Genomic DNA, 24644 nt, shown 5'->3' with positions numbered 1-24644 from the left:
TTACTGCGGCGTCACTGGCCGCCAGCCGGGCAGATCCTCCGGCGTATCGATATCGTGCAGGACACGGCCGCTCGTTTCGATCTGGATGCCATGGCTGAGCAGCGCCCGCGCGCCCTGATCGCCTTTGAGCGCCAGCAATTCGGGGAAATGCTTGCGCCCGATAAAGGCGGGCGGGGAGGAAGAGAAGCCGTCGGTCGAGGCGACCACCGATCTTATGTCCTCCGCCGCCAGGCAGATGCGGTTATAATGGGTCTGCGGCACATCGGGCATGTCGGCCAGGCAGATCAATATGCCGCGAATGCGATTGATCGGCATGACATGTTCGACCGCGCGCACGATGCTGCCCGCTATCCCGTCTTCGGGCCGATCGTTGACGATGATCGTATAGCCGCGCCGGTCGAGCTTGCGATGGATCACCGGCGCATGGTCGATCGGCCGCACCACGCCGATCAGTTCGGCAAAGGCCATCGACGCCACCGTTTCCAGCGTATGCGCGGCGACGGGCTTGCCGCGCAGGTCGGCCATCAGCTTGTCTTCCTCGCCGAAGCGGGATGATGTTCCGGCCGCCAGCAGGACAGCGGCGATCCGTTCAGTGCGCATGGGGTATCAGGTATAGAGACATTATGGTGTAGCGATCCAGATCATCGCGTGACTTGCCACCACCGTGATCTTGTGTCCAGCGGCCCGAAAGACACTGGTCATCGCGGACCCCAGCCGCCATATGCCAAATCCTTAGATAAAGGAGTGGCCCTGTCCATGGCATGTGACCTTGATGCGGAGACTGACGGCGAAGGGAAAATGGCGGTGCCGACCGAGGTCAGCGACGCGATCCGTACCCTGATCCGCTGGTCGGGCGACGCGCCCGAACGCGAAGGCCTGGTCGAAACGCCCGAGCGGGTCGCGCGCGCCTGGCGCGAATATTGCCGGGGTTACAAGGATGATCCGGCCTATCATCTCTCGCGCATCTTTCATGAGGTCGGCGGCTATGACGACGTCGTGCTGCTCAAGGACATTCCGTTCCAGTCGCATTGCGAACATCATATGGCGCCGATCGTCGGCAAGGCGCACATCGCCTATCTGCCGGGCGACTATGTGGTGGGCATATCGAAACTTGCCCGCGTGCTGCACGCCTATGCCAACCGGTTGCAAGTGCAGGAACGGCTGACGTCGGAAGTCGCCAACTGCATCTGGGAACATCTGAAACCCCAGGGCGTCGCCGTCGTGATCGAAGCGACCCATGGCTGCATGACCGGGCGGGGGGTGCGCACCCCCAATGTCATCATGAAGACCAGCCGGATGCTGGGCGTGTTCCGCGACGATGAAAAGTCGCGGGAGGAAGTGCTCAAGCTCATCGCTTCATGAGCAGCGACGACGAACCTGCCTATCGCCCGCTGGGCAAGGCGCGCGGCGAGGCGGAGCCGGTCGGCGCGCCGCTGGCGCAGAAGCGGCTGGCGCTCGTCACCGGCGGGCACCGGCGGCTGGGCGGGGTCATCGCCGCTGCGCTGGCGAAGGCAGGACATTCGCTCGCCATCCACGGCAGCCACGACACCCGGCTCGATTCCCATCTGGCGCTGACCTTTGAGGAGGAAGCGACGGAGTGGGAGGGGTTCGTGGTTGATTTCGCCGATCCTGAAGGCGCGGAAGAACTGGTCGCGAAGGTCGCAGAACGCTTCGGCCGCCCGCCGGACATCTTGATCAACAGCGCGGCGTTGTTCGGGCAGGACCGACTGGACACGGTCACGGCCGACGATCTGATGCGCCATTATGCGGTGAACTGCGCCGCCCCGACACTGCTGACCAAAGCCTTCGCCACCATACCGGCGGGGGTCGGCGATCGCTGCATCGTCAACATCCTCGACCAGCGCATCGACCATCCCCATGCCGACCAACTGGCTTACACGTTATCGAAGCTGGCGCTGGCGGGCCTGACCCGCACCAGCGCCACCAGCCTGGCGCCCAAGGTGCGGGTCAACGCGGTCGCGCCCGGCCTTACCATCGCCACGCCCGATTATGACGCGGCGCAGATGGAACGGTTGGCGGACATGATGCCGCTTGGCCGCCTGCCACAGGCGGAGCAGATTGCGCAGGCGGTCCTCTATCTGGTGGAGGCCAGCGCCGTCACCGGCCAGACGCTCTACGTCGATGGCGGTGCGCATCTTAAAAGCTATGATCGCGACTTCATGCATCTGTGCCGATAGGTTCGGTGCAAATGCGGGCGCGCTGGGGCTGGCATAGTGCCGCCCATGCCCATAGACCGATCCCAAATCGATAAGGAGATGGCGATGACCTATGAAACGATCCTGGTGGAGCAGCGCGGCGCGGTGACGCTGATCACGCTCAACCGGCCGCAAGCCTTGAACGCGCTCAACAGCCAGGTCTTGCAGGAACTGAGCGCGGCCTTCGGCGCCTATGATGCCGACGCGACCCAGCGTTGCGCAGTGTTGACCGGCAGCGGCGAAAAGGCGTTCGCCGCAGGCGCCGACATCAAGGAAATGGTGGACAAGGACGCGGCGGACTTCTTCCTGCAGGACTTCTTCTCCGGCTGGCAGACCGGCGTCGTCGCCACCCGCAAGCCATGGATCGCGGCGGTGCAGGGCTTTGCGTTGGGTGGCGGGTGCGAACTGGCGATGATGGCGGACTTCATCCTGGCGGGCGACACCGCCAAGTTCGGCCAGCCCGAAATCAAGCTGGGTGTGGCGCCTGGCATGGGCGGGTCGCAGCGCCTGACCCGCGCCGTGGGCAAGGCCAAGGCGATGGAGCTATGCCTGACCGGCCGGATGATGGACGCCGCCGAAGCCGAACGGTCGGGCCTGGTAAGCCGCATCGTGCCAGCCGCTGATCTACTGGACGAAGCGCTCAAGACCGCCGCCGCGATCGCTGCCATGCCGCCGATGGCGACGATGGTGAACAAGGAGATGGTGAACATCGCCTTCGAAACCGGACTGGCGCAGGGACTGCTGACCGAACGCCGCCTGTTCCAGATATTGACCGCGACGGAAGACAAGAAGGAAGGCATGACCGCCTTCGTCGAAAAGCGGCCGGGGGTCTGGAAAGGGCGCTGATCGCAACAAAGCGGTTACGCCCTGAAATCTTGCGTAAGATATTGATTATTCTGCCATAGGCCCAGAAAATCTCATTGGCCTATGGCGGAGTTCCCCGACACTCTCGTTTCACAAGACAACTAATGGACAGGCGGCGGCCGCAACGATGCATCCGCCTTCATCGTCCAGGGAGGGATGCGGCGCGCACGCGTCACCTGATCGGCTCGTTGTGAAACAGGGAGCCTTTGCATGTCCTTCTCGTCCATCCGTCGTTCCTCGCGCGCGGCGCTGCTGATCGCCTGCGCTGCTGGCGCCCTCAGTACGGCCCATGCACAGGAGCCGGTGGGGGAGGGCGACGAGACGATCACCGTCACTGGCCGCCGCATCTCGCAATCCGCCGAAGCGATCGGTGAGGACAAGGTGAGCAATGTCGTAGCCGTGACGCGAGAAGCGTTGCTGTCGGCACCCTCGGGCATTTCGGGCCTCAAGATGCTGGAGCAACTGCCCGGTTTCAACGTGCAGACCGACGGCGCGCTGGGGCTTTATGAGTTCGGCAACAGCGTCCAGACCCGCGCCTTCAACCTCGACCAGATCGGCTTCGTGGTCGATGGCATTCCGACTGGTCGCAGCGACGCCTTCGGGGGCAGCCCGGTCTTCCGCTATGTCGACAATGAAAATCTGGGCGTGGTGGAAGCCTCCGTCGGCGCAGGCGATGTGGGTCTGCCCAGCTATTCGACGCTTGGCCCGGTGGTGCAATATAACAGCATCGCGCCACAGGAAGAGATGGGCCTGTTCGTGTCCCAGAGCTTCGGCGATTTCGAGATGAAGCGCACCTTCATCCGCGCCAGCACGGGCCAAGTCGGCCCGTTCCGCGCCTATGTCAGCCGCACAAAGCTGAACACCGATCTGTGGCGTGGCCCGGGTTCAGTGGATCGCGAACATTGGGAAGGGCAGATCCATGCGGATCTGGGCGGCGATAGCTGGGCACGGTTCAAATTCGTCTCGAACGACTTCTTCGACTATGATTCTCCCACGGTCACGCGGGCACAGTATAATTGCACGGCCAGGAACGCGCTGGGCCAGTGCGGTCGCGATTTCGCTTATATCGAAAATGTGCCTAACACGACCCCCGGCTTTGCGCCGACCGCGCCGGGCATCCCTTATTCGAGCAGCGCCTATACCGCAGTCTATAATCTGGCCATCAACGTGCGTAAGGACAAACTATATGGCGCGACCTTCCATGCCGGCATTGCCGAAGGCGTGTGGGCAGAATCGACCCTCTATTGGGAAGACAAGGACGGTTACGGCGTGTCGCCCGACGCCTATGGCAGCACGACGCGCGGGACAACGGGGGCACTGCTCAACAGCTTTTTGCGCTATCGCTATCAGGCTGATGCGGGCCTGTCAGTTGTCGCGCCCAAAGGCATTCAATATGGCCTGTCGGGCGTAGGCGGCGATCGTTATGGTATCACCACCAAGCTGCACTGGGAAATGGGCGCCAACACGGTCGAAACCGGCCTGTGGGCCGAAGTCGATAAATATCATCGCACGCAGGCCCGATACAATACGCTGAACGGTGCGCCCGATGCAGCACCCAATCTGGACGAACTGGTCTATTTGCGCCGCGACTATCGTTCGAAGCGCGATACGCTTCAGGTCTTCCTTAAAGACACGCTGAAGCTGGCTGAGGATCGGCTGGTTCTGGACCTTGGCTTCAAGGGGCTGCTGATGGATTATGCCTATCGCGGGTATCGCGATTTCGACGATTATTACCGCACGACCGGCACCGGGACCGCAACCAGGGGAATCGCGGGCTATGGCCCACAGTCAAACACCGCCCATTATCAGGATATGTTCCTGCCGATGGCGGGCCTGCTCTACAAGTTCGACGGCCGGACCCAGATATTCGCGTCCTATGCCGAAAATATGGCGCTGCCAAAAGGGATGGACGACATCTTCTCCGTCATCCGGCCGGGCGGCGGGCTGGTGCCCCAGCCCAAGCCCGAACGGTCGAAAAATATGGAACTGGGCATCCGCACCAATCAGGGGCAGGTCTATGCATCGCTGGCAGCGTTCTACACCAAGTTCCAGAATCGCATCCAGTCGATTACAAGCTTCGTGCCAGGGGGCGGTGCATCGACCGAAACCTTCTTCCAGAATGTCGGCCGGGTGCGTTCCTATGGCGTGGAATTCGCCGGCACCTACAAGCCGTCCTTCCTCGACGGGCTGGCCTACGGCAATGTCAACGTCACCTATAATAATGCCAAATTCCAAGATGATATCGCCGCGTCCACGCCCATCCTGATCAGCGGCAAATATATTCCCGACAGCGCCAAATGGATCGTCAGCGGCGGCGTGACGGTTGAACCGGCGACCTGGCTGGTGGCCAATATCTCGGGCAAATATACCTCCAGGCGATGGTCGACCTTTACCAACGCGGCCGGGTCCAGCGTACCGGGCTTCACCGTCTTCAGCGCCTATGTCGATATCGGCGACGGCTTCAGCCTGGGTCCGGTCAAGGGCGTGAAGGCGCGGTTCAACATTGATAATATCTTCGACAAGGATACGCTGTCCTACATCTCGGCCGCGGTGACGGGGGACGGCAATTTCCGTCCGCTGTCGCCGCGGACCTTCCAGTTCACCATTTCGGGGGAAATTTGATGCGGGCTGCATGGATGATGGGGGTGGCGGCAGCGGCGCTGCTCCCGCTGACCGCACAGGCGGAAGCGCCGGTCGTGTCGAAGAAGGAGTATCAACTGCACCAGCGGCTGCTGACGCTGGACAGCCATCTCGACACGCCCGCATCGCTGGACCTCCCCGGCTGGTCGATTGAGGAGGAGCATGGCGTCCATAGCGACTATACGCAGGTGGACCTGCCGCGCATGAAGAAGGGCGGGCTGGATGGCGGCTTCTGGGCAATCTACACGCCGCAAGGGCCGCTGACGGTCGAGGCGTTCCAGAAGATGCGCGACTTTGCGATCCTGCGCGGCCTGTCGATCCGCAACATGGTGGCGGCGGACCCGGCCAATTTCGCGCTGGCTTTGGAAGCGAAGGACGCCGCGCCGATCGCGGCGGCGGGCAAGCGGGTCGTCTATCTGTCAATCGAGAACGCCTATCCGCTGGGCGAGGACGTGTCGCTGCTCAAGACCTTCTACGACATGGGTGTGCGGGTGTCGGGCTTTGCCCATTTCGCGCATAACCAGTTCGCCGACAGTTCGACCGACCCGTCGAAGAAGCCGCGCTATGGCGGGCTGAGTCCGCTGGGCAAGGAGTTGCTCAAGGCCATGAACCGCCTGGGTGTCGTGCCCGATGGGTCGCATAGTTCGGATCAGGTGCTGGACGATCTGCTGGCGTTGTCGACCACGCCGGTGCTGCTGACCCATTCGGGGTGCAAGGCGATCTACGATCATCCGCGCAATGTCGATGACGAGCATCTCAAAGCTCTGGCGGCCAAGGGCGGGGTGATCCAGATGAACGCCTATGGCGGCTATCTGCGCGCGTCCAAGCCCAATCCGCAGCGGCAGGAGGCGATGAAGGCGCTGATGGGGCAGATGCGCGAAGACGCCAAGCTGACGCCGGAAAAGCGCGCCGAATTGCTGGCGAAGCGGCAGGAGATCGACCGGCTCTATCCCGAGACGGACCGGGCGACCTTCGACGATTTCATGGCGCATATGCTCCATGCGCTAAAGGTCGTCGGTCCCGACCATGTCGGCATCGGTGCCGATTGGGATGGCGGCGGCGGTGTCGTGGGGCTGGAGGATGTGGTCGATTTGCCCAAGATCACGGCCGCCCTGCTCAAGGCGGGTTATAGCCAGGCGGACGTTCAGAAAGTCTGGTCCGGCAATGTGCTGCGCGTGCTGGCCGCGGCGGAGGCGGGGAAGGGGACGTGAGCTGAGAGGCTGTTCCCCGGCCTGCGCCGGGGAACAGCATAAGGGAGGGCGTTACTTCCCCTCCAGCATCTCAATCATCAGGGAGAAGTCGCGGGCGGCTTCGCCCTGGTTGGCGAGCATCTGGTAGAGCGCTTCGGCGGTGTTGCCCATGGGCACGGACGCGCCGACCAAGGCCGCCGCTTCTGTTGCCAGCTTCAAGTCCTTGAGCATCAGGCCGACGGCAAAGCCGCCCTGATAGCCGGTGTCGGATGGCGATTGCGGGCCGACGCCGGGGACGGGGCAGTAGCTGGTCATCGACCAGCTTTGGCCTGACGAGACGCTGGAGATATCGTAGAAAGTCTGCGGGTCGAGGCCGAGTTTCTTCGCCATGGCGAAGCTCTCGCAGGTGGCGACCATGGTTGCGCCGAGCAGCATGTTGTTGCAGATTTTGGCGGCTTGGCCATTGCCGGCGCTACCGGCATGAATCACGGCCTTGCCCATGGCGGACAGGATCGGCTTGGCCTTTGCGAAGGCGGCGTCCGCGCCGCCGACCATGAAGGTGAGGGTGCCGCCATTGGCCGCGGCGATGCCGCCGGAGACGGGGGCATCGACCATCTCGAAGCCCTGTGCCGTCGCCGCTTCGATCACGCGGCGGGCGGTGGCGACGTCGATGGTCGAGCAGTCGAGAAAGAGCGCGCCTGGCCTGGCCGCGCCGAAGACCTGATCGCCATAGACGCTTTCGACATGCTTGCCCGCAGGCAGCATCGTCACCACGGCATCGGCGCCGGTCACGGCATCGGCGGCGCTTGTGGCGCGGACGGCGCCATGGCCTTCCGCCTTGGCGAGCGCCTCTTCCGACAGGTCGAAGGCGCGGACGGCATAACCGTTTTTCAGCAGGTTGGCGGCCATGCCGCCGCCCATATTGCCAAGGCCGATGAAGGCGATCGTCAGGCTCATCATTCTATCCTCTTCCGCTTAACTTCGCATATTTCCCGCAAATTTTGACATATTGTTGCGGTGGCGTGATCCTATCGGAAACCGGGTGGCGGGATGGGGCGATGCGGTGCGCCATCCTACCAAAGCCGGTTGCGATAGGACAGGATCAGCCGCCGGACGCTATGGGCGTCCACTGCCTGTGGGCAGGCAGCGGCGCGAAGATCGTGTCGATCATCGCGTCGCTGACATCTTCCAGCGTGGCCGGGGTCCAGGCCGGGGCATTGTCCTTGTCGAAGATGACGGCGCGCACGCCTTCCACGAAATCGGGACGGCGGATGACTGCGCAGGCGAGGCCATATTCCATCGCCATGTTCGCGGCGAAATCGGGCTTGGCCGCGCCTTCGACCAACTGGCGCAGGGCGACCTTGATGGTCTGGGGCGATTTGGTGGCGATCACCGACAGTTGCTTTTGCGCCCAGTCGCCGCCATCGGCCTGGAGCGCCGCGACGATATCCTCTGCGCGGTCGGAGGCGAAAAGCCGGTCGATCGCGTCGCGGTTCGCGGCCAGGGTCGAAGGGGGCGGGGTTTCCGCATTCTCGTCCAATATCTCGTCCAGACCCAGCGGGTCGGCCAGGATGCGGGCCTTGACCGCGTCCACCTTGGCCGATGGCATATAATGGGTGGCAATGCCGATGGCGGCGCAATCCGCGCCGTCGATCCGTGCGCCCGTCACCGCCAGCCACGCGCCCACGCGGCCGGGCAGGCGGGGCAGGAACCAGCCGCCGCCGACATCGGGGAACAGGCCGATGCCGGTTTCCGGCATGGCGAAGGTGGTGCGTTCGGTCGCGACGCGGAAGCGGGCAGGGAGGGAGAGGCCCACGCCGCCGCCCATGACGATGCCGTCGATGAAGGCGACGATCGGCTTGGGATAGACGAACAGCAGATGGTTCATGCGATATTCGAGGGTGAAAAAGCGCTCCGCCTCGACGCAATCGGCCTTGGCGCTGTTGGCGATCAGGGCGATGTCGCCGCCTGCGCAAAAGCCGCGGGAGAGTTTGGGATCGCCGTCGGCGGCGGGGAGGTGATCGATCATGATCGCGGTGACGGCGTCGTCATCGCGCCAGGCCAGCAGCGCGTCGTTGATCGCGGCGCACATATCCGGGGTAAGGGCGTGGATCGCCCTGGGCCGGTTCAGGCGGATGCGGCCGATGGCGCGGTCGATGATGGTCAGGACTTGGTCGGTCATTATCTTCCTATCCTCTCCCCTCCCGGGGAGAGGATACGCAGCCTTGGCGCGGTACGCGCCTAGGCGGAGTTGGAGAGGGGGATGGCTTGGCGCATCGCCCCCTCTCCCAGCTACGACTAGGCAGCAGGCTGCCAAGTCTTCGCAACCCTCTCCCCCCAGGGGAGAGGGGATATCAGTCCCGCAACATATCCCGCGCGACGATCATGCGCATGACCTGGTTGGTGCCTTCCAGGATGGAATGGACGCGCAGGTCGCGCCAGAGGCGTTCGATGGGATAGTCCATCAGATAGCCGTAGCCGCCATGGAGTTGCAGCGCGCGGTCGGCCACAGACGATCCGGTGTCGGTCGCGAAGCGTTTCGCCATGGCGGCGAAGCGGGTCTTGTCGGGGGCGTTGTCGGTCACCTTGACCGCGGCGGCGTAGAGCAGCGTGCGAGCGGCTTCCAATTCGGTCTGCATGTCTGCCAGGGTGAATTGGGTGTTCTGGAAATCGGCGATCGATTGGCCGAACTGCTTGCGATCCTTGGTATAGCGCAGGCTTTCATCGATGCAGCGTTGCGCGCCGCCCAGAGAACAGGCGCCGATATTGAGGCGGCCGCCGTCCAGACCCATCATCGCGATGCGAAAGCCTTCGCCTTCGGCGCCGACCAGGTTTCCGACGGGTACGCGCACGGCGTCGAAATTGACCTGCGCGGTGGGTTGGCTGTGCCAGCCCAATTTGCGTTCCTGCGCGCCGAAGCTGACGCCCGCCATATCCTTCTCGATGACGAGGCAGCTGATGCCTTTGGGGCCGTCTTCCCCGGTGCGGACCATGACGACATAAATGTCATTTTCGCCGCCGCCGGAAATGAACTGCTTGGAACCGGTGACGACATAATGGTCGCCGTCGCGCACCGCCTTGGTCTTGAGCGCGGCGGCGTCCGACCCGGCGCCCGCTTCGGTCAGGCAATAGCTGGCCATGCGGGTCATGGGGACGAGGTCGGGGAGATATGCGTCCTTGAGCGCTTGGCTGCCGAAGCGGTCGATCATCCAGGCACCCATATTGTGGATCGAAATGAAGGCGCTGGTGGAGGGGCAGCCATAGGCCATCGCTTCCATGATCAGTGCGGCTTCCAATCGGCCAAGGCCGATGCCGCCCGATTCTTCCGACACATAGATGCCGCCAAAGCCCAGGTCCGCCGCCGCGCGGATCGTGTCGCGGGGGAAGATATGCTTTTCGTCCCACTCGGCGGCGTGGGGCGTGATCGCGTCGGCGGTGAAGCGCCGGGCCATGTCCTGGATGGCGCGCTGATCCTCCGTCAGGTCGAACTGGGTCATGCTCTCCATACTCCGCAATCCTGTCCGGCGCGCGCCGATGATGGCGCAGCGCGGCAGGATCGCCTTCATGATCGCTTCTAGCAACGTCGCGTTATTGCAAGCAATGGCGGAGTTGTGCATGAACGGGCTGCAAATTTGCAGAGTGGCGGGCGCATGTTCGATTGGGACGATCTCAGGGTATTTCTGGCGGTCGCCCGGGCGCGCAAGGTGGCGCCTGCCGCCCGCGCGCTGGGGATCGACGCGACCACCATCGCGCGGCGGCTGGCGCGGCTGGAAAAGGCGCTGGACGCCGAATTGTTCGAACTGGGCGCAGGGGAGCGGACGCTGACGGCGCGGGGGCAGGCGCTGCTCCGCCATGCGGAGGGGGCGGAAAGCGCGGCGCTGGCGGCGATGGAGGATGTGAAGGGGCAGGAACATCGGCTGGCGGGGCAGGTGCGCCTGTCGGTGGCCGAAGGGTTCGGCACCTGGGTGCTGGCGCCGGGGATGGGCGATTTCAACCGGCGGCATCCGGGCATCCGGCTGGATCTGGTGACGGCGTCCGGCTTCCTCAATCCGTCGAACCGGGAAGCGGACATGGCGGTGATGCTGGCGCGGCCGCAGCGCGGGCGGCTGACGGTGCGGCGGCTGGGGGATTATCGGCTGCATCTTTATGCGTCGCCCGCCTATCTGGCGCGGGCCGGGCGTGCGGCGGTGCCTGCGGACCTGCGCGACCATGTGCTGGTCGGTTATGTGCCGGAGTTCATCTTTTCGCCCGAACTGGATTATCTGGACGAGGTGGAGGCGGGACTAGAGGCGACGTTGCGATCGACCAGCATCATCATGCAGCAGCGGATGATCGCCGATGGCGCGGGAATCGGCGTGCTGCCCGACTTCATCGCGCGGCGCGACCCCGGCCTTGTCCCGCTGATGGCCGAGCAGGTCGAGATCATACGCAGTTTCTGGCTGGTGATGCATGGCGACCTGCGCAAGCTGGCGCGGATCGGCGCGGTGGCGGACTGGCTGCAGGAGCGGGTGGACAGGCTGTCGGGGTTGCGCGCCCCTGGTGATTGAACGCGGTTCCGTCGCCGCCCAAGCGAAAGGCAATCGACGCCGCCTGTGGACCTCGCTAAGGGAGTCGGAATGGAATTGACGCGGTCGCATTTCGCTCATGCAGCATAAGCCCAAGCGCAGCCGGGCGATCGCCTTGCCGGGTGGCGAATTTCGCGCCCGTGCCACCGAATATTTCGACTTTCTGGCCGCCTGGGTGCAAAAACCGCGCCAGACGGCGTCGGTGGTGCCGTCCAGCCGCCATCTCGCCCGGCTGATGGTGGGGCAGATTGATCCGACCGATGGTCGCGTGCTGGAATTGGGCGGAGGCACCGGCGTGTTCACGCGCGCGATCCTGGAAACCGGATTGCCGCCAGAGCAGTTGGAGGTGGTGGAGATCAATCCCGCCTTTGCGCGCGGGCTGCGGCGGCAATTCCCGCATGTGTCGATCCTGGAAACCCCCGCGCAGATCGTGTCGACCGCGACCATGGGCGAACCGGGGGATTATCAGTCGGTGGTCAGCGGGCTGCCGCTGCTGGCGATGGATCGCTACATGCATTTCGACATATTGTCGGAGTCCTTTCGGATGCTGCGCCCCGGTGGCAGTTTCGTGCAGTTCACCTATTCGATGCGCCCGCCCGTGCATCGCGATGTGATCGACGCGCTGGGGCTGGACGTCGTGCGCGCCGGGCAGACGGTGCGCAACTTCCCGCCCGCCACCGTTTTCCGGTTCTTCCGCCGCGGCGAATAGGTTGCTTTCGGTTCCTGGGCCCCTATCTTTGCCGCAACGCAAAAGGGGCAGAGCCATCCATGGCATCCATCATAGACATTAGCGGCCTGACGAAACGCTATGCGTCGGGGTTCGAAGCGCTCAAGGGCGTGGACCTGACCATAGAGGAAGGCGAGATTTTTGCGCTGCTGGGGCCGAACGGCGCGGGCAAGACGACGATGATCTCCATCATCTGCGGCATCGCGCGGGCGACCGGCGGCAGCGTAAGCGTGGCGGGGCACGACATCGTGCGCGACTATCGCGGGGCGCGCACGGCGATCGGCCTGGTGCCGCAGGAATTGTCGACCGACCAGTTCGAACGGGTGATTGACACGGTGAATTTCAGCCGTGGCCTGTTCGGCAAGCCTCGCAACGACGCCTATATCGAGAAGGTGCTGCGCGACCTGTCGCTGTGGGACAAGCGCCATGCCAAGATATTGGAACTGTCGGGCGGCATGAAGCGGCGCGTGATGATCGCCAAGGCGCTGAGCCATGAACCGCGCATCCTGTTCCTGGACGAGCCGACCGCGGGCGTGGACGTGGAGTTGCGCCGCGATATGTGGAAGCTGATCGGCGAATTGCGCAAGACCGGCGTCACCATCATCCTGACCACCCATTATATCGAGGAGGCCGAGGAAATGGCCGACCGGGTGGGGGTGATCAACCGGGGCGAATTGATGCTGGTCGAGGACAAGACCGTGCTGATGAAGAAGCTGGGCAAGAAGACGCTGACCATCGTGCTGGCCGACCCGATCGATCTCGTGCCGCCGGAACTGGCCGAATGGGACGTGACGCTGGGCGCGGAGGGGCATGAACTGGCCTATATCTTCGACACGCAGGCGGAGCGGACCGGCGTGTCGTCGCTGCTGCGCCGACTGGGCGATATCGGCATCGGTTACAAGGATCTGAACACGCAGCAGAGCAGCCTAGAGGATATCTTCGTCAGCCTGGTCCATGAGGAGAAGGCGGCATGAGCCTGCAGAACCTGCGCGCGATCGCGGCCATCTATACGTTCGAACTGCACCGGTTCCGGCGCACCTTGCTGACCGGGCTGCTGGTGCCGGTGATTACCACGTCGCTCTATTTCGTCGTGTTTGGCGGGGCGATCGGCTCGCGCATGACGGAGGTGGACGGCATCGCCTATGCCGCCTTCATTGTGCCCGGCCTCATCATGATGGCTATGTTCACCGAAAGCATCTTCAACGCGAGTTTCGGCATCTATATGCCCAAATTCACCGGCACTATTTATGAACTCCTGTCCGCGCCCGTCTCCGCGACGGAGACGATCATCGCCTATGTGGGGGCTGCGGCGACCAAGTCGCTGATCGTGGGGGAATCATCTTCCTGACCGCGCATCTGTTCGTGGACGTGCCGGTGGCGCATCCCTTCGCGATGGTCGGCTTCATGATATTGATCGCGGTCAGCTTCTGCCTGTTCGGTTTCATCCTGGGAATATGGGCGCAGAGTTTTGAGCAGTTGCAGGTGATCCCGCTGCTGCTGATCATGCCGATGACGTTCCTGGGCGGTGCCTTCTATTCGGTCAAGATGCTGGCGGAGCCGTGGCGGACGATCACGCTGTTCAACCCGATCGTCTATCTGATTTCGGGCTTTCGCTGGACCTTTTTCGGCAAGGGCGACGTGGCGATCGGGTTCAGCCTGTTGTTCGTCGCAGGAATGTTGGCGCTGTGCATCGGCGTGATCGGATGGATGTTCCGCACGGGATATCGGTTGAAGAAATAGGATGATGTGCTCCCGCGAAGGCGGGAGCCTAGTTCCAGCGTTTCGACTGGGCTCCCGCCTTCGCGGGAGCACGTTTCTCTGTTAAGCCGCCTGGCTTTCCGGGGCGACGGCGAAGAGGGTCACGCCCTTATATTTGTCGTCGCCGTCATTGTAGAGGCCGTACATCGCTTCGAACGACTCCTCCAGCACCTGAAGGTCGGACAGGCCGACCAGCTTGAAGGTGCCGAGCTTCAGTTCGCGAGGCGGGCGGCCGTCACGATCGGTCGTCACCGCGTCGATGAACAATTCATCGTGACGGGTGTAGAGGATGTGCGGTGCGAGGGTGACGACCATCTTGTTATAGGTCACCTTCAGGCACTTCTGGAGCGCGATCGCTTCAAAAATCTCGGTCGGGGCTTGCATGATGGCCCATCCCTTACCGAATTGGCCGATTTTTTCAATTGCTTTGTGCGGCGCACCATGTCCCTGCCGTGCAATCGATCGGACGAACCGATCAGGCGGGCACAAGGCCCAGCCGCTCGCGCAAACTCCATCGCGTGATCAGCAGCAGGGCGACCGCGCCAAGCCCGCTGGCCAAGCCCAGCCAGATGCCCAGCCCATCCATGCCGAGCGGAAAGGCGAGCAGGGCGCCCACGCCGATGCCGACCACCCAATAGCCGATCAGCGCGAAGATCATCGGCACGGTGGTGTCCTGAATGCCGCGCAACACGCCTGCGCCCACGGCCTGCGCGGCGTCGACCAGCTGAAACAGTGCGGCGACGGCGAGGAAGCTGACCGCCAGCGTCGCGGTGCGGGCATTGGCGGGGTTGGACAGGTCGAGGAAGATGGACACGAGCGCGCGAGGCGCGAGGATCAGCAGGCTGGCGGCGCAGACGGCAAAGCCGGTGCCGATGATCAGCGCCAGCCACCCGGCGCGGCCGATCCCGGCGCGATCAAGCCGACCATAGGCGATGCCGACGCGGATGGTCGCCGCCTGGCCGATACCCATCGGCACCATGAAGACCAGCGCCGCAATCTGGATGGCCACGGCATGGGCGGCGAGCGAATCGCGATCGATGAGGCCCATCAGGAAGGCCGAGACGTTGAACACCGTGGTTTCGAAGCCCAGCGTGATCGCGATCGGCAGGCCCAGCGCCCAGACCTGCCGCTGCCGTTCGCGGTCACGGTTCCAGAAACGGCCCATCAGCCGGTAGCGGCGGAAACCCCGGTCGATCAGTAGGACGGCGAGCAGGCCGAAGAAGAGGAAGCAGGAGGACAGGCTGCTCGCCAGCCCTGCGCCCAACAGGCCGAGCGGGGGGAAGCCCAGATGCCCGAAGATCAAGGCCCAGCCTGCCGTGACGTTGAATGGAATGGCGCCCAGCATGATGACCAGCCCCCAGACCGGGCGTTCCAGCGCAGCGATGAAGTTGCGCAGCGTGGTGAAGCCGAGGAAAGGCAGCAGCGCCCATTGCAGGCCATGCATCAGATGCCCGGCTTCGCGCGCCAGATCGGCATCCTGCCCCATCGCCAGCAGGATCGCCTCGCACTGCCATAATATCGCCCAGGCGGGCAGGACGTAGAAAAGCGCGGCGCGCAGCGTCTGGTGAACGGTGCGGCGGATGTCGCGCACGCTATGGCGGCGGCGGCCACGTTCGCTGGCGATCAGGGGCGAGGCGGCGGTGACGAGGCCCATGCCGAAAAGCAGGAAGGCGTGAAACAGGTTGATCGCCAGCGCGCCTGCCGCAACCGCCTCCGCCCCGATGCGGCCGAGCAGCAGCAGGTCCGTGGCGGCGATCGCCGACCAGGCGATGTTGCCCGCGATCATGGGTATGGCGAGCGCGATGAGCGCGCTTGCTTCGATACGCCAGGGGGAGGGGTGGACCATCACGCTATTCCCGAAACTACGTGCTCCCGCGCAGGCGGGAGCCCAGTCGAGACATCAGAACTGGGCTCCCGCCTGCGCGGGAGCACGGTCGATGTGGATCAATGTTTCTTCGACGGCAATAGGTGGAGCGCGCCGACGATGATGCCGCCGATCACCAGGCCGATGATGCCCGCGCCGATGGCGTTCACCACCCAGTCGATCACCGGACCGATGGCGGGAACGGCCTGCGCCGCGCCCTGGGCGACATGTTCGATCGTACCGGGGATCAGATCCCAGTGAAATTCATGCAGCCCATGGACTATGAGGCCGCCGCCTACCCACAGCATCGCCGCGGTGCCCACGACGCTCAATATGCTCATCAAGATCGGCATCGCTTTCACCAGGCCGCGGCCGATGGCGCGGGTGGCGGATGACGTGCGCTGGGCCATGTGCAGGCCGATATCGTCCATCTTCACGATGAAGCCGACCACGCCATAGACGCCCGCGGTGATCAGGATGGCGACGACCAGCAGGACGACGCCCTGTTCCCAGATGGGCTTGTCCGCGACGGTGCCCAGCGAAATCGCCATGATTTCTCCCGACAGGATGAAGTCGGTGCGGATGGCGCTGGATACTTTCTGGTTTTCCAGTTCGGTCACGCTCAGCGTCTGTTGCGCTTCGGCGGCTTCGTCATGGCCGCCCTGCATGGCTTCCACCAGCTTTTCGACGGCTTCGTAGCAGAGGAAAGCGCCGCCCAGCATCAACAGCGGGGGCAGCAGCCAAGGGGCGAAGGCGCTGAGCAGCAACGCGGCGGGCAGCAGGAACAGCAGCTTGTTGCGCAGCGATCCCTTGGCGATCTTCCAGATGATCGGCAGTTCGCGTTCGGGGCTGAGGCCCATGACATAATTGGGGGTGACGGCGGTATCGTCGATCACCACGCCTGCCGCTTTAGTGCCGGCCTTACCTGCGGCGGCGGCGACATCGTCCAGCGACGTGGCCGCCAGCTTGGCTATGCCCGCTACGTCATCGAGCAGCGCGATCAGACCCGAAGGCATGGACTATCATTCCCCTGTTAGGAGCGCAGGATGCGCCCGGACCGTCTCATAGGTGGCCCGCTGCGTCAGGGCAATGGAGCGCAGGTGGCGTCAGTAATTACCGGGCGGATCGCTGGCCGGGAAGGATTCGTCGGACTGTTCATCCACCTTGTCCCAATCCATTGGCGTGACGCCAGGCTGTGGCCCGGCGTCCCGGACGATGCCCGATGAACCCACCGCGCCGCGATCGTCCGAGGTGGTGCCATCGCCCATCCAGTCGCGCCAGCCCTTGATAGCAAAAGCGCCAAGACCGGTGACGATCGCCAGTTTAAGCAAAGCCTTCATCGATTTTTTTCCTGTCCGTGATGGAGATGGACCCAGTCTGCCCTGTCGTGGCCGACGCCATCGGATGTCAGTGCGGTTTCGCCTTCTTCGTCCGATCCGGCCGGTCCTTGGGCATGCGCTGAGGATTGGGAGACTGACCAGCGGTCGCGCAACGCCGTGTCGATCATGGCGCGCCATATGTCGCCGTCACCCGCCGCGCGCATGGCGTTGTCCGGCTCCTTGATGAGGGCGAGGATGCTGGCGGCGTCCTCGACCCGTGCGGGCCAGGCGTCCGGATCGGCCGCCGCCAGATGGCGGGCGAGACGTTCGATAAGGGGGCGATCTTCCATGATGTGCGAACGCGCATGGCGGGCGACCGTTCCGTTATCGCATCGAGATGCGCGTTTGGTGAGGCGATGCGGAAGCGGAAGGTCTTGAACAATGGTGGCGCGCGATGAGCAGCGCCGCGACAGGCGCCTGTCTTCATCCCACATTGGTAGATTTAGCGCTTTATTTACCGACGTCTGTCAGGAGGAAGGCTGACGCATGGGCCATGTCCATGTCACTTCAGGGGGAATAGTTGTGATCCGATATCTTTTGCCGGTCTTGTGTGCTGCTGGTGCCGTCGCCGCGCCTGCCCAGGCGCAGGAAGCGAGCAATTTCGGTGGGTTCAAGCTGGGCGTCGTCGCCGGTTACGACAAGGTCAGCCTGGAATATGAAGACGTCACCGTCCATGACGACGGCGTCCTCTATGGCGTGACCGCAGGGTATGACCTGGATTTGGGGAGCGCCGTGATCGGCCTGGAACTGGAAGCGAGCGACAGTTCGACCAAGCAACGTTTTGCCGACCTCCTGATCGCAGGCGACAATGCGAAGCTGGCGGCGGGTCGCGACCTGTATGTCGGCGCGCGGATCGGCATACCGGTCAGCCCCAATCTGCTGATCTATGCCAAGGGCGGCTATGTGAATGGTCGGGTCAAGCTGACCTATGATGGTGGTCCCGATCTGGACCTGATCGCCACGGACAGCGACACTCTGGGCGGCTGGCGCCTGGGCGGCGGTATAGAATTGGTCAATCCGACCCATTTCGCGCGGATCGAATATCGCTACAGCGATTATGGCAGCTACAAGATCGCCGATATCGACACCGGCATCGACGTGACGCGCCAGCAGGTTTCGGTGACGGGCGGCTTCCGCTTCTGAATGCGGGCGATGGTTTAGTGATGGGCATGGCCGGGGGAGCGATCCTCCGGCCTTTTTTGTTGGGGGTGTTGGGGTGAACGAACCCTCTTACTCCCCTTCCTTTCAAGGGAGGGGCTTATACCGGAGCGCGATGATAATGACTCATCAAAACGGTCGGGACGTTCCCCGGCGAAGGCCGGGGTCCAGTCCAGAGCGTGGAACTGGACCCCGGCCTTCGCCGGGGAACAATGGGTTATAGGTTCTTGGTATTACATTTCAAAACCAGCTAACTCCCCCCAATTACCAACAAAAAAGCCGCCCGTTGCGGGGCGGCTTTCTCGTTCGATCCTGGAAGGACAATCAGGCTTCTTCGGCCGTCTCTTCTTCGTCGTTGCTGGCCGATGCGATTTCGCCCGGCTCGGCATTGGGATCATAATCTTCGGTAAAGCCGCTCTCGTCCTTTTCGAAGAGATCAGCCATCACGTCGACGCCCTGCGACTGCAGGTCGGCTTCTTCCGGCGAACGGGCGACGTTCACGGTGATGGTGGTGATGACTTCAGGATGCAGCGCAACCTTGACGTCGAACACGCCCAGCGTCTTGATCGGGCGTTCCAGCACGACCATCGCCTTGGTGACGTTGGTCACGCCAGCGGCGTGCAGCGCTTCGACGATGTCGCGGACCGCTACCGAACCGTACAGCGCGCCCGCGTTGGACGACTGGCGGATCAGGACGATCTGCGTTCCGTTGACGCTGTCGGCAGCGCCTTCGGCGTCAGCGCGACGGGCGGCGTTGTCGGCCTCGATCTTGGCGCGGTTGGCTTCGAAAACGCGCTTATTGGCGTTGTTGGAGCGCAGCGCCTTCTTGTTGGGCAGCAGGAAGTTACGGGCGTAACCGTCCTTCACGGTGACGACGTCGCCGATTGCGCCCAGCTTCTCGATGCGTTCGAGCAGGATGATTTCCATGGGTTTCTACTCCCTTACTTTACGATGTAGGGCAGGAGGCCCAGGTGACGGGCGCGCTTGATGGCCTGGGCCAGTTCGCGCTGCTTCTTGGCCGAAACGGCCGTGATGCGGCTGGGGACGATCTTGCCGCGTTCGGACACGAAGCCCTGCAGCAGACGGACGTCCTTATAATCGATCTTCGGCGCATCCTTGGCGGCGAAGGGGCAGCTTTTGCGGCGGCGGAAAAACGGGCGTGCCATGGTTCAGATCTCCTTATTCGCCAGCCGGGGCAGCGTCTTCGCGGTCGCGGCGCGGGCCACGATCGTCGCGGTCGCCACGCGGGCCACGGTCACCACGATCGCCGCGGGGACCACGGTCACCACGCTCGGGGCGGTCCTGCTTGCGCATCATCACCGACGGGCCGGTTTCCAGCTCGTCGACCTTGACGGTCATGTAGCGGATGATGTCTTCGTTGATCTGGGTCTGGCGCTCCAGTTCCGCGATCACGTTGCCGGGGGCATCGATGTTCAGCTGCACATAGTGCGCCTTGCGGTTCTTGGCGATCTTGTACGCCAGGCTACGCAGACCCCAGGTCTCGACCTTGGTCACCTTGCCTTCATTGTCTTCGACGATCTTGGTGGCGATTTCCGCCAGAGCGTCCACCTGCGCCTGTGCCAGATCCTGGCGCGCAAGGAACACATGCTCATAAAGAGCCATGATAGTGCCTTTTCTGTTGGCCGATCGCTGACGCCCACCCCATGCGGAACGCCCCTCCGGCTGTCGTCTTACATGCTCCGCAGATGCGCCGAGTCACCCCGGCGTCGATGCGAAGGCGCGCCTATGGCGGAAAGGGGGGCGGAAGGCAAGGTGTGTAGAGAAAAATCAATCCGTTCGGCCTGAGTGAAGTCGAAGCCCTTGCCTGAGCGGAGCGAAGGCGCTTCACTGCGTTCAGCGGTGCCCTTCGACTTCGCTCAGGGCGAACGGTATTGCTGGGGAGAGAATGAAGACATGGCAGTCGCGATCGCAGCATTAGCGCTCATCCTGCTGATGGTCGCGGCCTATCGCGGGATGAGCGTGATCCTGATGGCGCCGCTGCTCGCCATGCTGGCGGTGTTGCTGACCGATCCGGCCGCCGTTCCCGCTGCCTTTTCCGGCCTGTTCATGGAGAAGGTGGCAAGTTTCCTGAAAATCTATTTCCCGGTCTTTCTGCTGGGCGCGCTGTTCGGTAAGCTGGTGGAGATTTCCGGCTTTTCCCGGGCGATCGTGACGGCGGTGATCGGCGTCATCGGGGCGGGGCGGGCGATTCCCGCGATCATGATGGTGACGGCGCTGCTGACCTATGGCGGGGTGTCGGTGTTCGTCGCGGTGTTCGCCGTCTATCCGTTCGCGGCCGAGATGTTTCGTCGCGCCGACATTCCCAAGCGGCTGGTGCCTGCGACCATCGGGCTTGGCGCGCTGACCTTTACCATGGACGCGCTGCCCGGCACGCCGCAGATCCAGAATATCATCCCGACCAGCTTTTTCGGCACGACCACATGGGCCGCGCCGGTGCTGGGCACGATCGGATCGATCTGTATCGCGGCGATGGGGCTGGTGTATCTGGGCTGGCGGCGGCGGGCGATGCTGGCGGCGGGGGAGGGCTATGGCGCGCCCGAGACGCTGGTCAACGAGCCGGAAGCGATCGAGGAGGATGTGCGGGTGCATCCGTTGATCGCGCTGCTGCCGCTGCTGGTGGTGGGCGTTGGCAATTTGTTGCTGACGCTGGCGATTCCGCGCTGGGTGGCAGGGCAAGAGGTGTCGCTGTCGCTGGCCGGGATGGCGGAACCTGTGACGGTCAAGGTGGCGCAGCTGTCGGCGCTCTGGGCGGTGGAGGGCGCTTTGTTGCTGGGCATCGGCACGATCCTCCTCTTCGCCTTTCGCACCGTGGCGCGGCGCTTTGCCGAGGGATCGAAGGCGGCGGTGGGCGGCGCATTGCTGGCGGGGATGAACACGGCGGTCGAATATGGGTTCGGCGCGGTGATCGCGGCGCTGCCGGGCTTTCTGGTAGTCAAACAGGCGTTGCGGGTGATCCCCAATCCACTGGTGAACGAGGCGATCACGGTGACGTCGCTGGCAGGCATCACCGGATCGGCATCGGGCGGGTTGTCGATCGCGCTGGCGGCGATGGCCGACCAGTTCATGGCGGCGGGCGACGCGGCGGGCATCCCGCGCGAGGTGCTGCACCGGGTCGCATCGATGGCGTCGGGGGGCATGGACAGCCTGCCGCATAATGGCGCGGTCATCACCCTGCTGGCGGTGACGGGGCTGACCCATCGGCAGGCCTATAAAGATATTTTTGCGCTGACGCTGATCAAGACGCTGACGGTCTTCATCGTGATCGCGGTCTATTATCTGACCGGGCTGGTGTGAGGCCGGTCAGGCGGCGGGACGATGGAGATCGGCCGAGCCGATGAAATGCGCGCGGGTCGATGCACCGGCACGGTTGAGTAGCAGCGCCACCTTGTCCTTCAGGCTTTCGGACGGGCGTGCGGGATCGTCATAGGCCATAGACCATTCGCCAAATTCGCGCATGTCGGTCGATCCTTCGCGCAGTTTCACCACGGCGCGATGGCGGGTGTCGGCGTGGATGCGGGCGAAGATGCGATCGACGGCGTCGCGCGGTCCTTCCAGCACCTGGAGGAAACGCTTGCCGTTGAAGAGAAGCAGGCCGGTCACGTCGTCGCGGCGATTATTGGTCGCGGACAGACGGGCGATCGCGGCGCACTGCTGCGACGAAACCGTCCCGACGACGCTGCTGATGTACATGATTTGATATAAGGACATGGGCATTTCCGACATAACCGCCCCCCGGCCCGGCTGCTATGCGGCAAAATCCCTTAAGATCGGGTATTTAATCTCGATCATGGATGACGCGCAAAAATGCCCCAGGGGGAGAGAACCCCTGGGGCATCATGCGACCGTCCGGCTTGAAAGGGATTACCGGATCGCGCTGCCAACGACGGCACCGATGAGGCCGCTGGTGATGGCGATCAGGACGGCATCATTGCCCGAACGGACCCACTGATAACCGCGCGGCGGCGCCGACAGGCGGTAATCGCGATAATTATTCACCACGCGATAATTGGTGGCGTAACGACGATCGAAGCGCTGACCCTTGGCCCAGCGGCGGCCATTATCCTTGCGCACGACCGTCTGCTTCTTGACGACGGTGCGGCCATTGGCGCGCTGCGTCACGACCTTGCGGGTTTCGACCTGGCGATGCTGGGGGGCATTGCGCTGGTTATAATTTTGCGCCTGTGCCTGCGCGGACACGATCGGGGTGGCAACCAGGGTGGTGGTGGCCAGGGCCATGAAAATCTTCTTGAACATGATATGCTCCTTTGCCTTGTTGCTGCGCCATTCCGTGGCGTCGAAGACAGAGATAGGGGCTGCTTGTCGCGGGGATGTGTCACCACAGGCGCAAGATTGTCGGAAATTGTAACAGATTGAAATTTAAGCTGAACCGTTGTTCAGAAAGGGTGGGTTTCGGGGGAGATTGTGCCCGGCTGAGAGTTGGGGACTGGGTTCCCGCCTGCGCGGGCACATGGTGTGTGAAGTGCGCGGATATGGAAAACCCCGCAGGGTTGCTGCGGGGCTTGGGTCATGGGCCGGGGTGAGGGGGGCATCAGGGGAGCGGGGTGGCGGTTACCACCATGCGCTGGAGCAGAATGGGACGATCCTTGCCCGTCAGGACGGGTACTGGTTGCGGGGCGGATGCCGCGACCAGGGGCGAGAGGCTGAGGCTCAGGAGCAGCGCGCTGCTGGCGATACTGAGGGCGATGGTCTTCATGGGATGCGCTCCTTCCGGGCTGCCTGCATGGCGGCACGAAAGAGGCGGTAGGGGACGGATGTCACAGGATTATGCCCGGCGACATCCGTCTTTGTCGCAAAAGATAGCGGCTATTCGTGGCGCAGGGCGTCGATCGGGTTGAGCGCAGCGGCTCGCCGGGCCGGGAAGTAGCCGAAGACCACGCCGATCGCCGCAGAAAAGACGAAGGCGATGATGTTGACCTTCACGTCGAACAGGAACGGCACCTTCATCAGGGGTGCGATGCCGACCGACGCGATCAGCGCCAGGAACAGGCCGATAAGGCCGCCAAGGCAGGACAGCACGATCGCTTCGACCAGAAATTGCAGCAGCACTTCGCGCGCGACCGCGCCGATGGCGAGACGGATGCCGATTTCGCGCGTCCGCTCCGTCACCGAAACCAGCATGATGTTCATGATGCCGATGCCGCCGACCAGCAAGGATATCGCCGCGACGGCACCGACGATCTGGGTCAGGATGGTGGTCGTGCCGGTCAGCGTGTCGCTGATCTGCTTGGTGTCGAAGACGTTGAAATTATCCTCCTGATCCGCCTTGATCTTGCGCCGTTCGCGCATCAGTTCCTCCAGGCTCGACTGGACGGCGCTGGTGTCATAGGCGTCGTCCACCGCGACCATGATCTGGCTGATGTCGCGGTCGCCGGTGAAGCGGCGCTGGACGAATTTGATCGGCATGACGACGACATCGTCCTGATCGCCAAAGCCGCCCTGGCCCCGCGTCGTCAGCACGCCGACGACCTGGCAGGACACGCCCTTGATCCGCATGCGCTGGCCGACCGGCTCTGTACCCTGGAACAGGTTGGTGCGCACGGTATTGCCGATGATGCAGACGGACCGACCGGCTTCCTCCTCTTCCGGCAGGAACAGGCGGCCGTCGGCCACCTTCCACTGCTGCACCTCGGAATAGGCGGAGGTGGTGCCATAGACGGTGGTGGACCAGTTATTGCCTTCATAGATGGCAGTGCCGCTGGATTGCACCACCGGCGCGACGGCGCGGACGCCGGTTACCTGATTTTCGATGGCGGTCAGGTCCGCGGTCTTGAAGTCGGGCGGGCGCGGCCCGCCGCCGCCGCGGCCAAAGCCCTGGCCGGGGCGTAATTGCAGGACGTTGGCGCCCAGCGAACTGATCTGTTCGCGCACGGCGGCGGTAGCGCCATTGCCCAGCGTTACCATCGTGACGACGGCGGCCACGCCGATGATGATGCCCAGCGTGGTGAGGAAGCTGCGCAATTTGTGCCGGTTGATCGCCCGAAAGGCGAGGGTGATGGTGGTGCCTAGCATCCTATTTCTCCACGCCCCAACATCTCGTCATCCCAGCGTATGCTGGGATCTCTCTTACGCTCTTTCTCCGCGTGCTCCGCGGCTCCGCGTGAACATTATTTCGTGCGGAGGACGCGAAGAAGAAGGGGGATCCCAGCGTTCGCTGGGATGACGGGGGTGTGAATGGGATGGGGCGGCGGCTCCCCCTCTTCCAACTGCGCCTAGGCTCGTTCCTCGCCAAGGCTGCGTATCC

26 protein-coding genes and 1 pseudogene are annotated in these 24644 nt (G+C 63.5%); 11 read left to right on the top strand and 16 right to left on the bottom strand.

Annotated features, from left to right (window positions below; genetic code table 11):
• Nucleotides 1-600 carry a nucleotidyltransferase family protein gene (locus U5A89_RS13850; RefSeq protein WP_338161660.1) on the bottom strand — a complete coding sequence of 200 codons (600 nt, stop codon included), beginning with the start codon at nt 598-600 and terminating at the stop codon, nt 1-3.
• A 156-nt stretch (nt 601-756) separates the two neighbouring features.
• On the opposite strand from U5A89_RS13850, the gene folE reads away from it, so the two are divergent.
• The 5 genes from folE to U5A89_RS13825 all read left to right on the top strand — a co-directional run bounded on the left by folE (nt 757) and on the right by U5A89_RS13825 (nt 6931).
• Entirely contained in the window at nt 757-1362 is a 606-nt protein-coding gene (gene folE, locus U5A89_RS13845) for a GTP cyclohydrolase I FolE (RefSeq protein WP_338161659.1), read from the top strand.
• Entirely contained in the window at nt 1359-2198 is an 840-nt protein-coding gene (locus U5A89_RS13840) for an SDR family oxidoreductase (RefSeq protein ID WP_338161658.1), read from the top strand. Before folE ends, U5A89_RS13840 begins: the two co-directional genes overlap by 4 nt.
• Before the next feature lie 84 nt (nt 2199-2282).
• Complete coding sequence (locus U5A89_RS13835) at nt 2283-3062, top strand: enoyl-CoA hydratase-related protein (RefSeq protein WP_338161657.1); 780 nt, start codon at nt 2283-2285, stop codon at nt 3060-3062.
• Between the two features lie 228 nt (nt 3063-3290).
• Nucleotides 3291-5702, top strand: coding sequence for a TonB-dependent receptor (locus tag U5A89_RS13830; RefSeq protein ID WP_338161656.1), 2412 nt, complete (start codon nt 3291-3293; stop codon nt 5700-5702).
• On the top strand, nt 5702-6931 hold the full coding sequence (locus U5A89_RS13825) for a dipeptidase (protein WP_338161655.1): 1230 nt from the start codon (nt 5702-5704) through the stop codon (nt 6929-6931). Before U5A89_RS13830 ends, U5A89_RS13825 begins: the two co-directional genes overlap by 1 nt.
• A 51-nt stretch (nt 6932-6982) precedes the next feature.
• On the opposite strand, the gene mmsB is transcribed toward U5A89_RS13825, so the two are convergent.
• The 3 genes from mmsB to U5A89_RS13810 form a co-directional block, all read right to left on the bottom strand.
• Nucleotides 6983-7867 carry a 3-hydroxyisobutyrate dehydrogenase gene (gene mmsB, locus U5A89_RS13820; protein ID WP_338161654.1) on the bottom strand — a complete coding sequence of 295 codons (885 nt, stop codon included), beginning with the start codon at nt 7865-7867 and terminating at the stop codon, nt 6983-6985.
• A 145-nt stretch (nt 7868-8012) separates the two neighbouring features.
• A complete protein-coding gene (locus U5A89_RS13815; protein WP_338161653.1) occupies nt 8013-9092 on the bottom strand; it encodes an enoyl-CoA hydratase/isomerase family protein in 1080 nt (359 codons plus the stop codon).
• 172 nt (nt 9093-9264) lie between these two features.
• Complete coding sequence (locus tag U5A89_RS13810) at nt 9265-10407, bottom strand: acyl-CoA dehydrogenase family protein (protein WP_338163056.1); 1143 nt, start codon at nt 10405-10407, stop codon at nt 9265-9267.
• Nucleotides 10408-10560: 153 nt separating this feature from the next.
• Here U5A89_RS13810 and U5A89_RS13805 point away from each other — a divergent pair, with 153 nt between their 5' ends.
• The 4 genes and pseudogenes from U5A89_RS13805 to U5A89_RS13790 all read left to right on the top strand — a co-directional run bounded on the left by U5A89_RS13805 (nt 10561) and on the right by U5A89_RS13790 (nt 13942).
• Nucleotides 10561-11457, top strand: coding sequence for a LysR family transcriptional regulator (locus U5A89_RS13805; RefSeq protein WP_338161652.1), 897 nt, complete (start codon nt 10561-10563; stop codon nt 11455-11457).
• A gap of 97 nt (nt 11458-11554) precedes the next feature.
• Nucleotides 11555-12184, top strand: a complete 630-nt coding sequence (locus tag U5A89_RS13800; RefSeq protein WP_338161651.1) for a class I SAM-dependent methyltransferase — start codon at nt 11555-11557, stop codon at nt 12182-12184.
• A 59-nt stretch (nt 12185-12243) separates the two neighbouring features.
• Nucleotides 12244-13176: an ABC transporter ATP-binding protein gene (locus tag U5A89_RS13795; RefSeq protein ID WP_338161650.1), complete on the top strand. Its 933-nt coding sequence runs from the start codon at nt 12244-12246 to the stop codon at nt 13174-13176.
• Nucleotides 13173-13942 (top strand): annotated as a pseudogene (locus tag U5A89_RS13790) (ABC transporter permease). Before U5A89_RS13795 ends, U5A89_RS13790 begins: the two are co-directional and overlap by 4 nt.
• Nucleotides 13943-14023: 81 nt before the next feature.
• Here the strand turns inward: U5A89_RS13790 and U5A89_RS13785 are convergent.
• The 5 genes from U5A89_RS13785 to U5A89_RS13765 all read right to left on the bottom strand — a co-directional run bounded on the left by U5A89_RS13785 (nt 14024) and on the right by U5A89_RS13765 (nt 17493).
• Nucleotides 14024-14344: a hypothetical protein gene (locus tag U5A89_RS13785; protein WP_338161649.1), complete on the bottom strand. Its 321-nt coding sequence runs from the start codon at nt 14342-14344 to the stop codon at nt 14024-14026.
• Between the two features lie 91 nt (nt 14345-14435).
• The gene (locus U5A89_RS13780) at nt 14436-15806 is read right to left on the bottom strand and encodes an MATE family efflux transporter (protein ID WP_338161648.1); all 1371 of its coding nucleotides are present in this window, start codon (nt 15804-15806) and stop codon (nt 14436-14438) included.
• A gap of 98 nt (nt 15807-15904) precedes the next feature.
• The gene (locus tag U5A89_RS13775; protein WP_338161647.1) at nt 15905-16840 is read right to left on the bottom strand and encodes a DUF808 domain-containing protein; all 936 of its coding nucleotides are present in this window, start codon (nt 16838-16840) and stop codon (nt 15905-15907) included.
• A 90-nt stretch (nt 16841-16930) separates the two neighbouring features.
• On the bottom strand, nt 16931-17164 hold the full coding sequence (locus U5A89_RS13770) for a hypothetical protein (RefSeq protein WP_338161646.1): 234 nt from the start codon (nt 17162-17164) through the stop codon (nt 16931-16933).
• Nucleotides 17161-17493, bottom strand: coding sequence for a hypothetical protein (locus U5A89_RS13765; RefSeq protein WP_338161645.1), 333 nt, complete (start codon nt 17491-17493; stop codon nt 17161-17163). Before U5A89_RS13765 ends, U5A89_RS13770 begins: the two co-directional genes overlap by 4 nt.
• A 232-nt stretch (nt 17494-17725) precedes the next feature.
• Here U5A89_RS13765 and U5A89_RS13760 point away from each other — a divergent pair, with 232 nt between their 5' ends.
• Nucleotides 17726-18346, top strand: a complete 621-nt coding sequence (locus U5A89_RS13760) for an outer membrane protein (protein ID WP_338161644.1) — start codon at nt 17726-17728, stop codon at nt 18344-18346.
• A 339-nt stretch (nt 18347-18685) separates the two neighbouring features.
• Here U5A89_RS13760 and rplI read toward each other — a convergent pair whose 3' ends face one another.
• Genes rplI through rpsF form a run of 3 tightly spaced genes read right to left on the bottom strand, consistent with a single transcriptional unit; the run spans nt 18686 to nt 19984 of the window.
• Nucleotides 18686-19288, bottom strand: coding sequence for a 50S ribosomal protein L9 (gene rplI, locus U5A89_RS13755; RefSeq protein WP_338161643.1), 603 nt, complete (start codon nt 19286-19288; stop codon nt 18686-18688).
• Nucleotides 19289-19302: 14 nt separating this feature from the next.
• On the bottom strand, nt 19303-19527 hold the full coding sequence (gene rpsR / locus U5A89_RS13750; RefSeq protein ID WP_004212076.1) for a 30S ribosomal protein S18: 225 nt from the start codon (nt 19525-19527) through the stop codon (nt 19303-19305).
• A gap of 13 nt (nt 19528-19540) precedes the next feature.
• The gene (gene rpsF, locus U5A89_RS13745) at nt 19541-19984 is read right to left on the bottom strand and encodes a 30S ribosomal protein S6 (RefSeq protein WP_338161642.1); all 444 of its coding nucleotides are present in this window, start codon (nt 19982-19984) and stop codon (nt 19541-19543) included.
• Between the two features lie 291 nt (nt 19985-20275).
• On the opposite strand from rpsF, the gene U5A89_RS13740 reads away from it, so the two are divergent.
• The gene (locus U5A89_RS13740) at nt 20276-21676 is read left to right on the top strand and encodes a GntP family permease (RefSeq protein ID WP_338161641.1); all 1401 of its coding nucleotides are present in this window, start codon (nt 20276-20278) and stop codon (nt 21674-21676) included.
• A gap of 6 nt (nt 21677-21682) precedes the next feature.
• Here U5A89_RS13740 and U5A89_RS13735 read toward each other — a convergent pair whose 3' ends face one another.
• The 4 genes from U5A89_RS13735 to U5A89_RS13720 all read right to left on the bottom strand — a co-directional run bounded on the left by U5A89_RS13735 (nt 21683) and on the right by U5A89_RS13720 (nt 24412).
• Complete coding sequence (locus U5A89_RS13735) at nt 21683-22090, bottom strand: BLUF domain-containing protein (RefSeq protein WP_338161640.1); 408 nt, start codon at nt 22088-22090, stop codon at nt 21683-21685.
• A 153-nt stretch (nt 22091-22243) separates the two neighbouring features.
• Entirely contained in the window at nt 22244-22636 is a 393-nt protein-coding gene (locus U5A89_RS13730) for an RcnB family protein (RefSeq protein ID WP_338161639.1), read from the bottom strand.
• A 295-nt stretch (nt 22637-22931) separates the two neighbouring features.
• Nucleotides 22932-23096: a hypothetical protein gene (locus tag U5A89_RS13725; RefSeq protein WP_338161638.1), complete on the bottom strand. Its 165-nt coding sequence runs from the start codon at nt 23094-23096 to the stop codon at nt 22932-22934.
• A 110-nt stretch (nt 23097-23206) separates the two neighbouring features.
• A complete protein-coding gene (locus tag U5A89_RS13720; RefSeq protein WP_338161637.1) occupies nt 23207-24412 on the bottom strand; it encodes an ABC transporter permease in 1206 nt (401 codons plus the stop codon).
• Nucleotides 24413-24644: the final 232 nt, after the last annotated feature.

Origin of the sequence: Sphingobium sp. HWE2-09 (assembly GCF_035989265.1) — a bacterium.
Taxonomy (GTDB): Bacteria; Pseudomonadota; Alphaproteobacteria; order Sphingomonadales; family Sphingomonadaceae; genus Sphingobium.
Note: the sequence above shows the minus strand (reverse complement) of the source record. Positions and strands in the feature narration are given on the sequence as shown.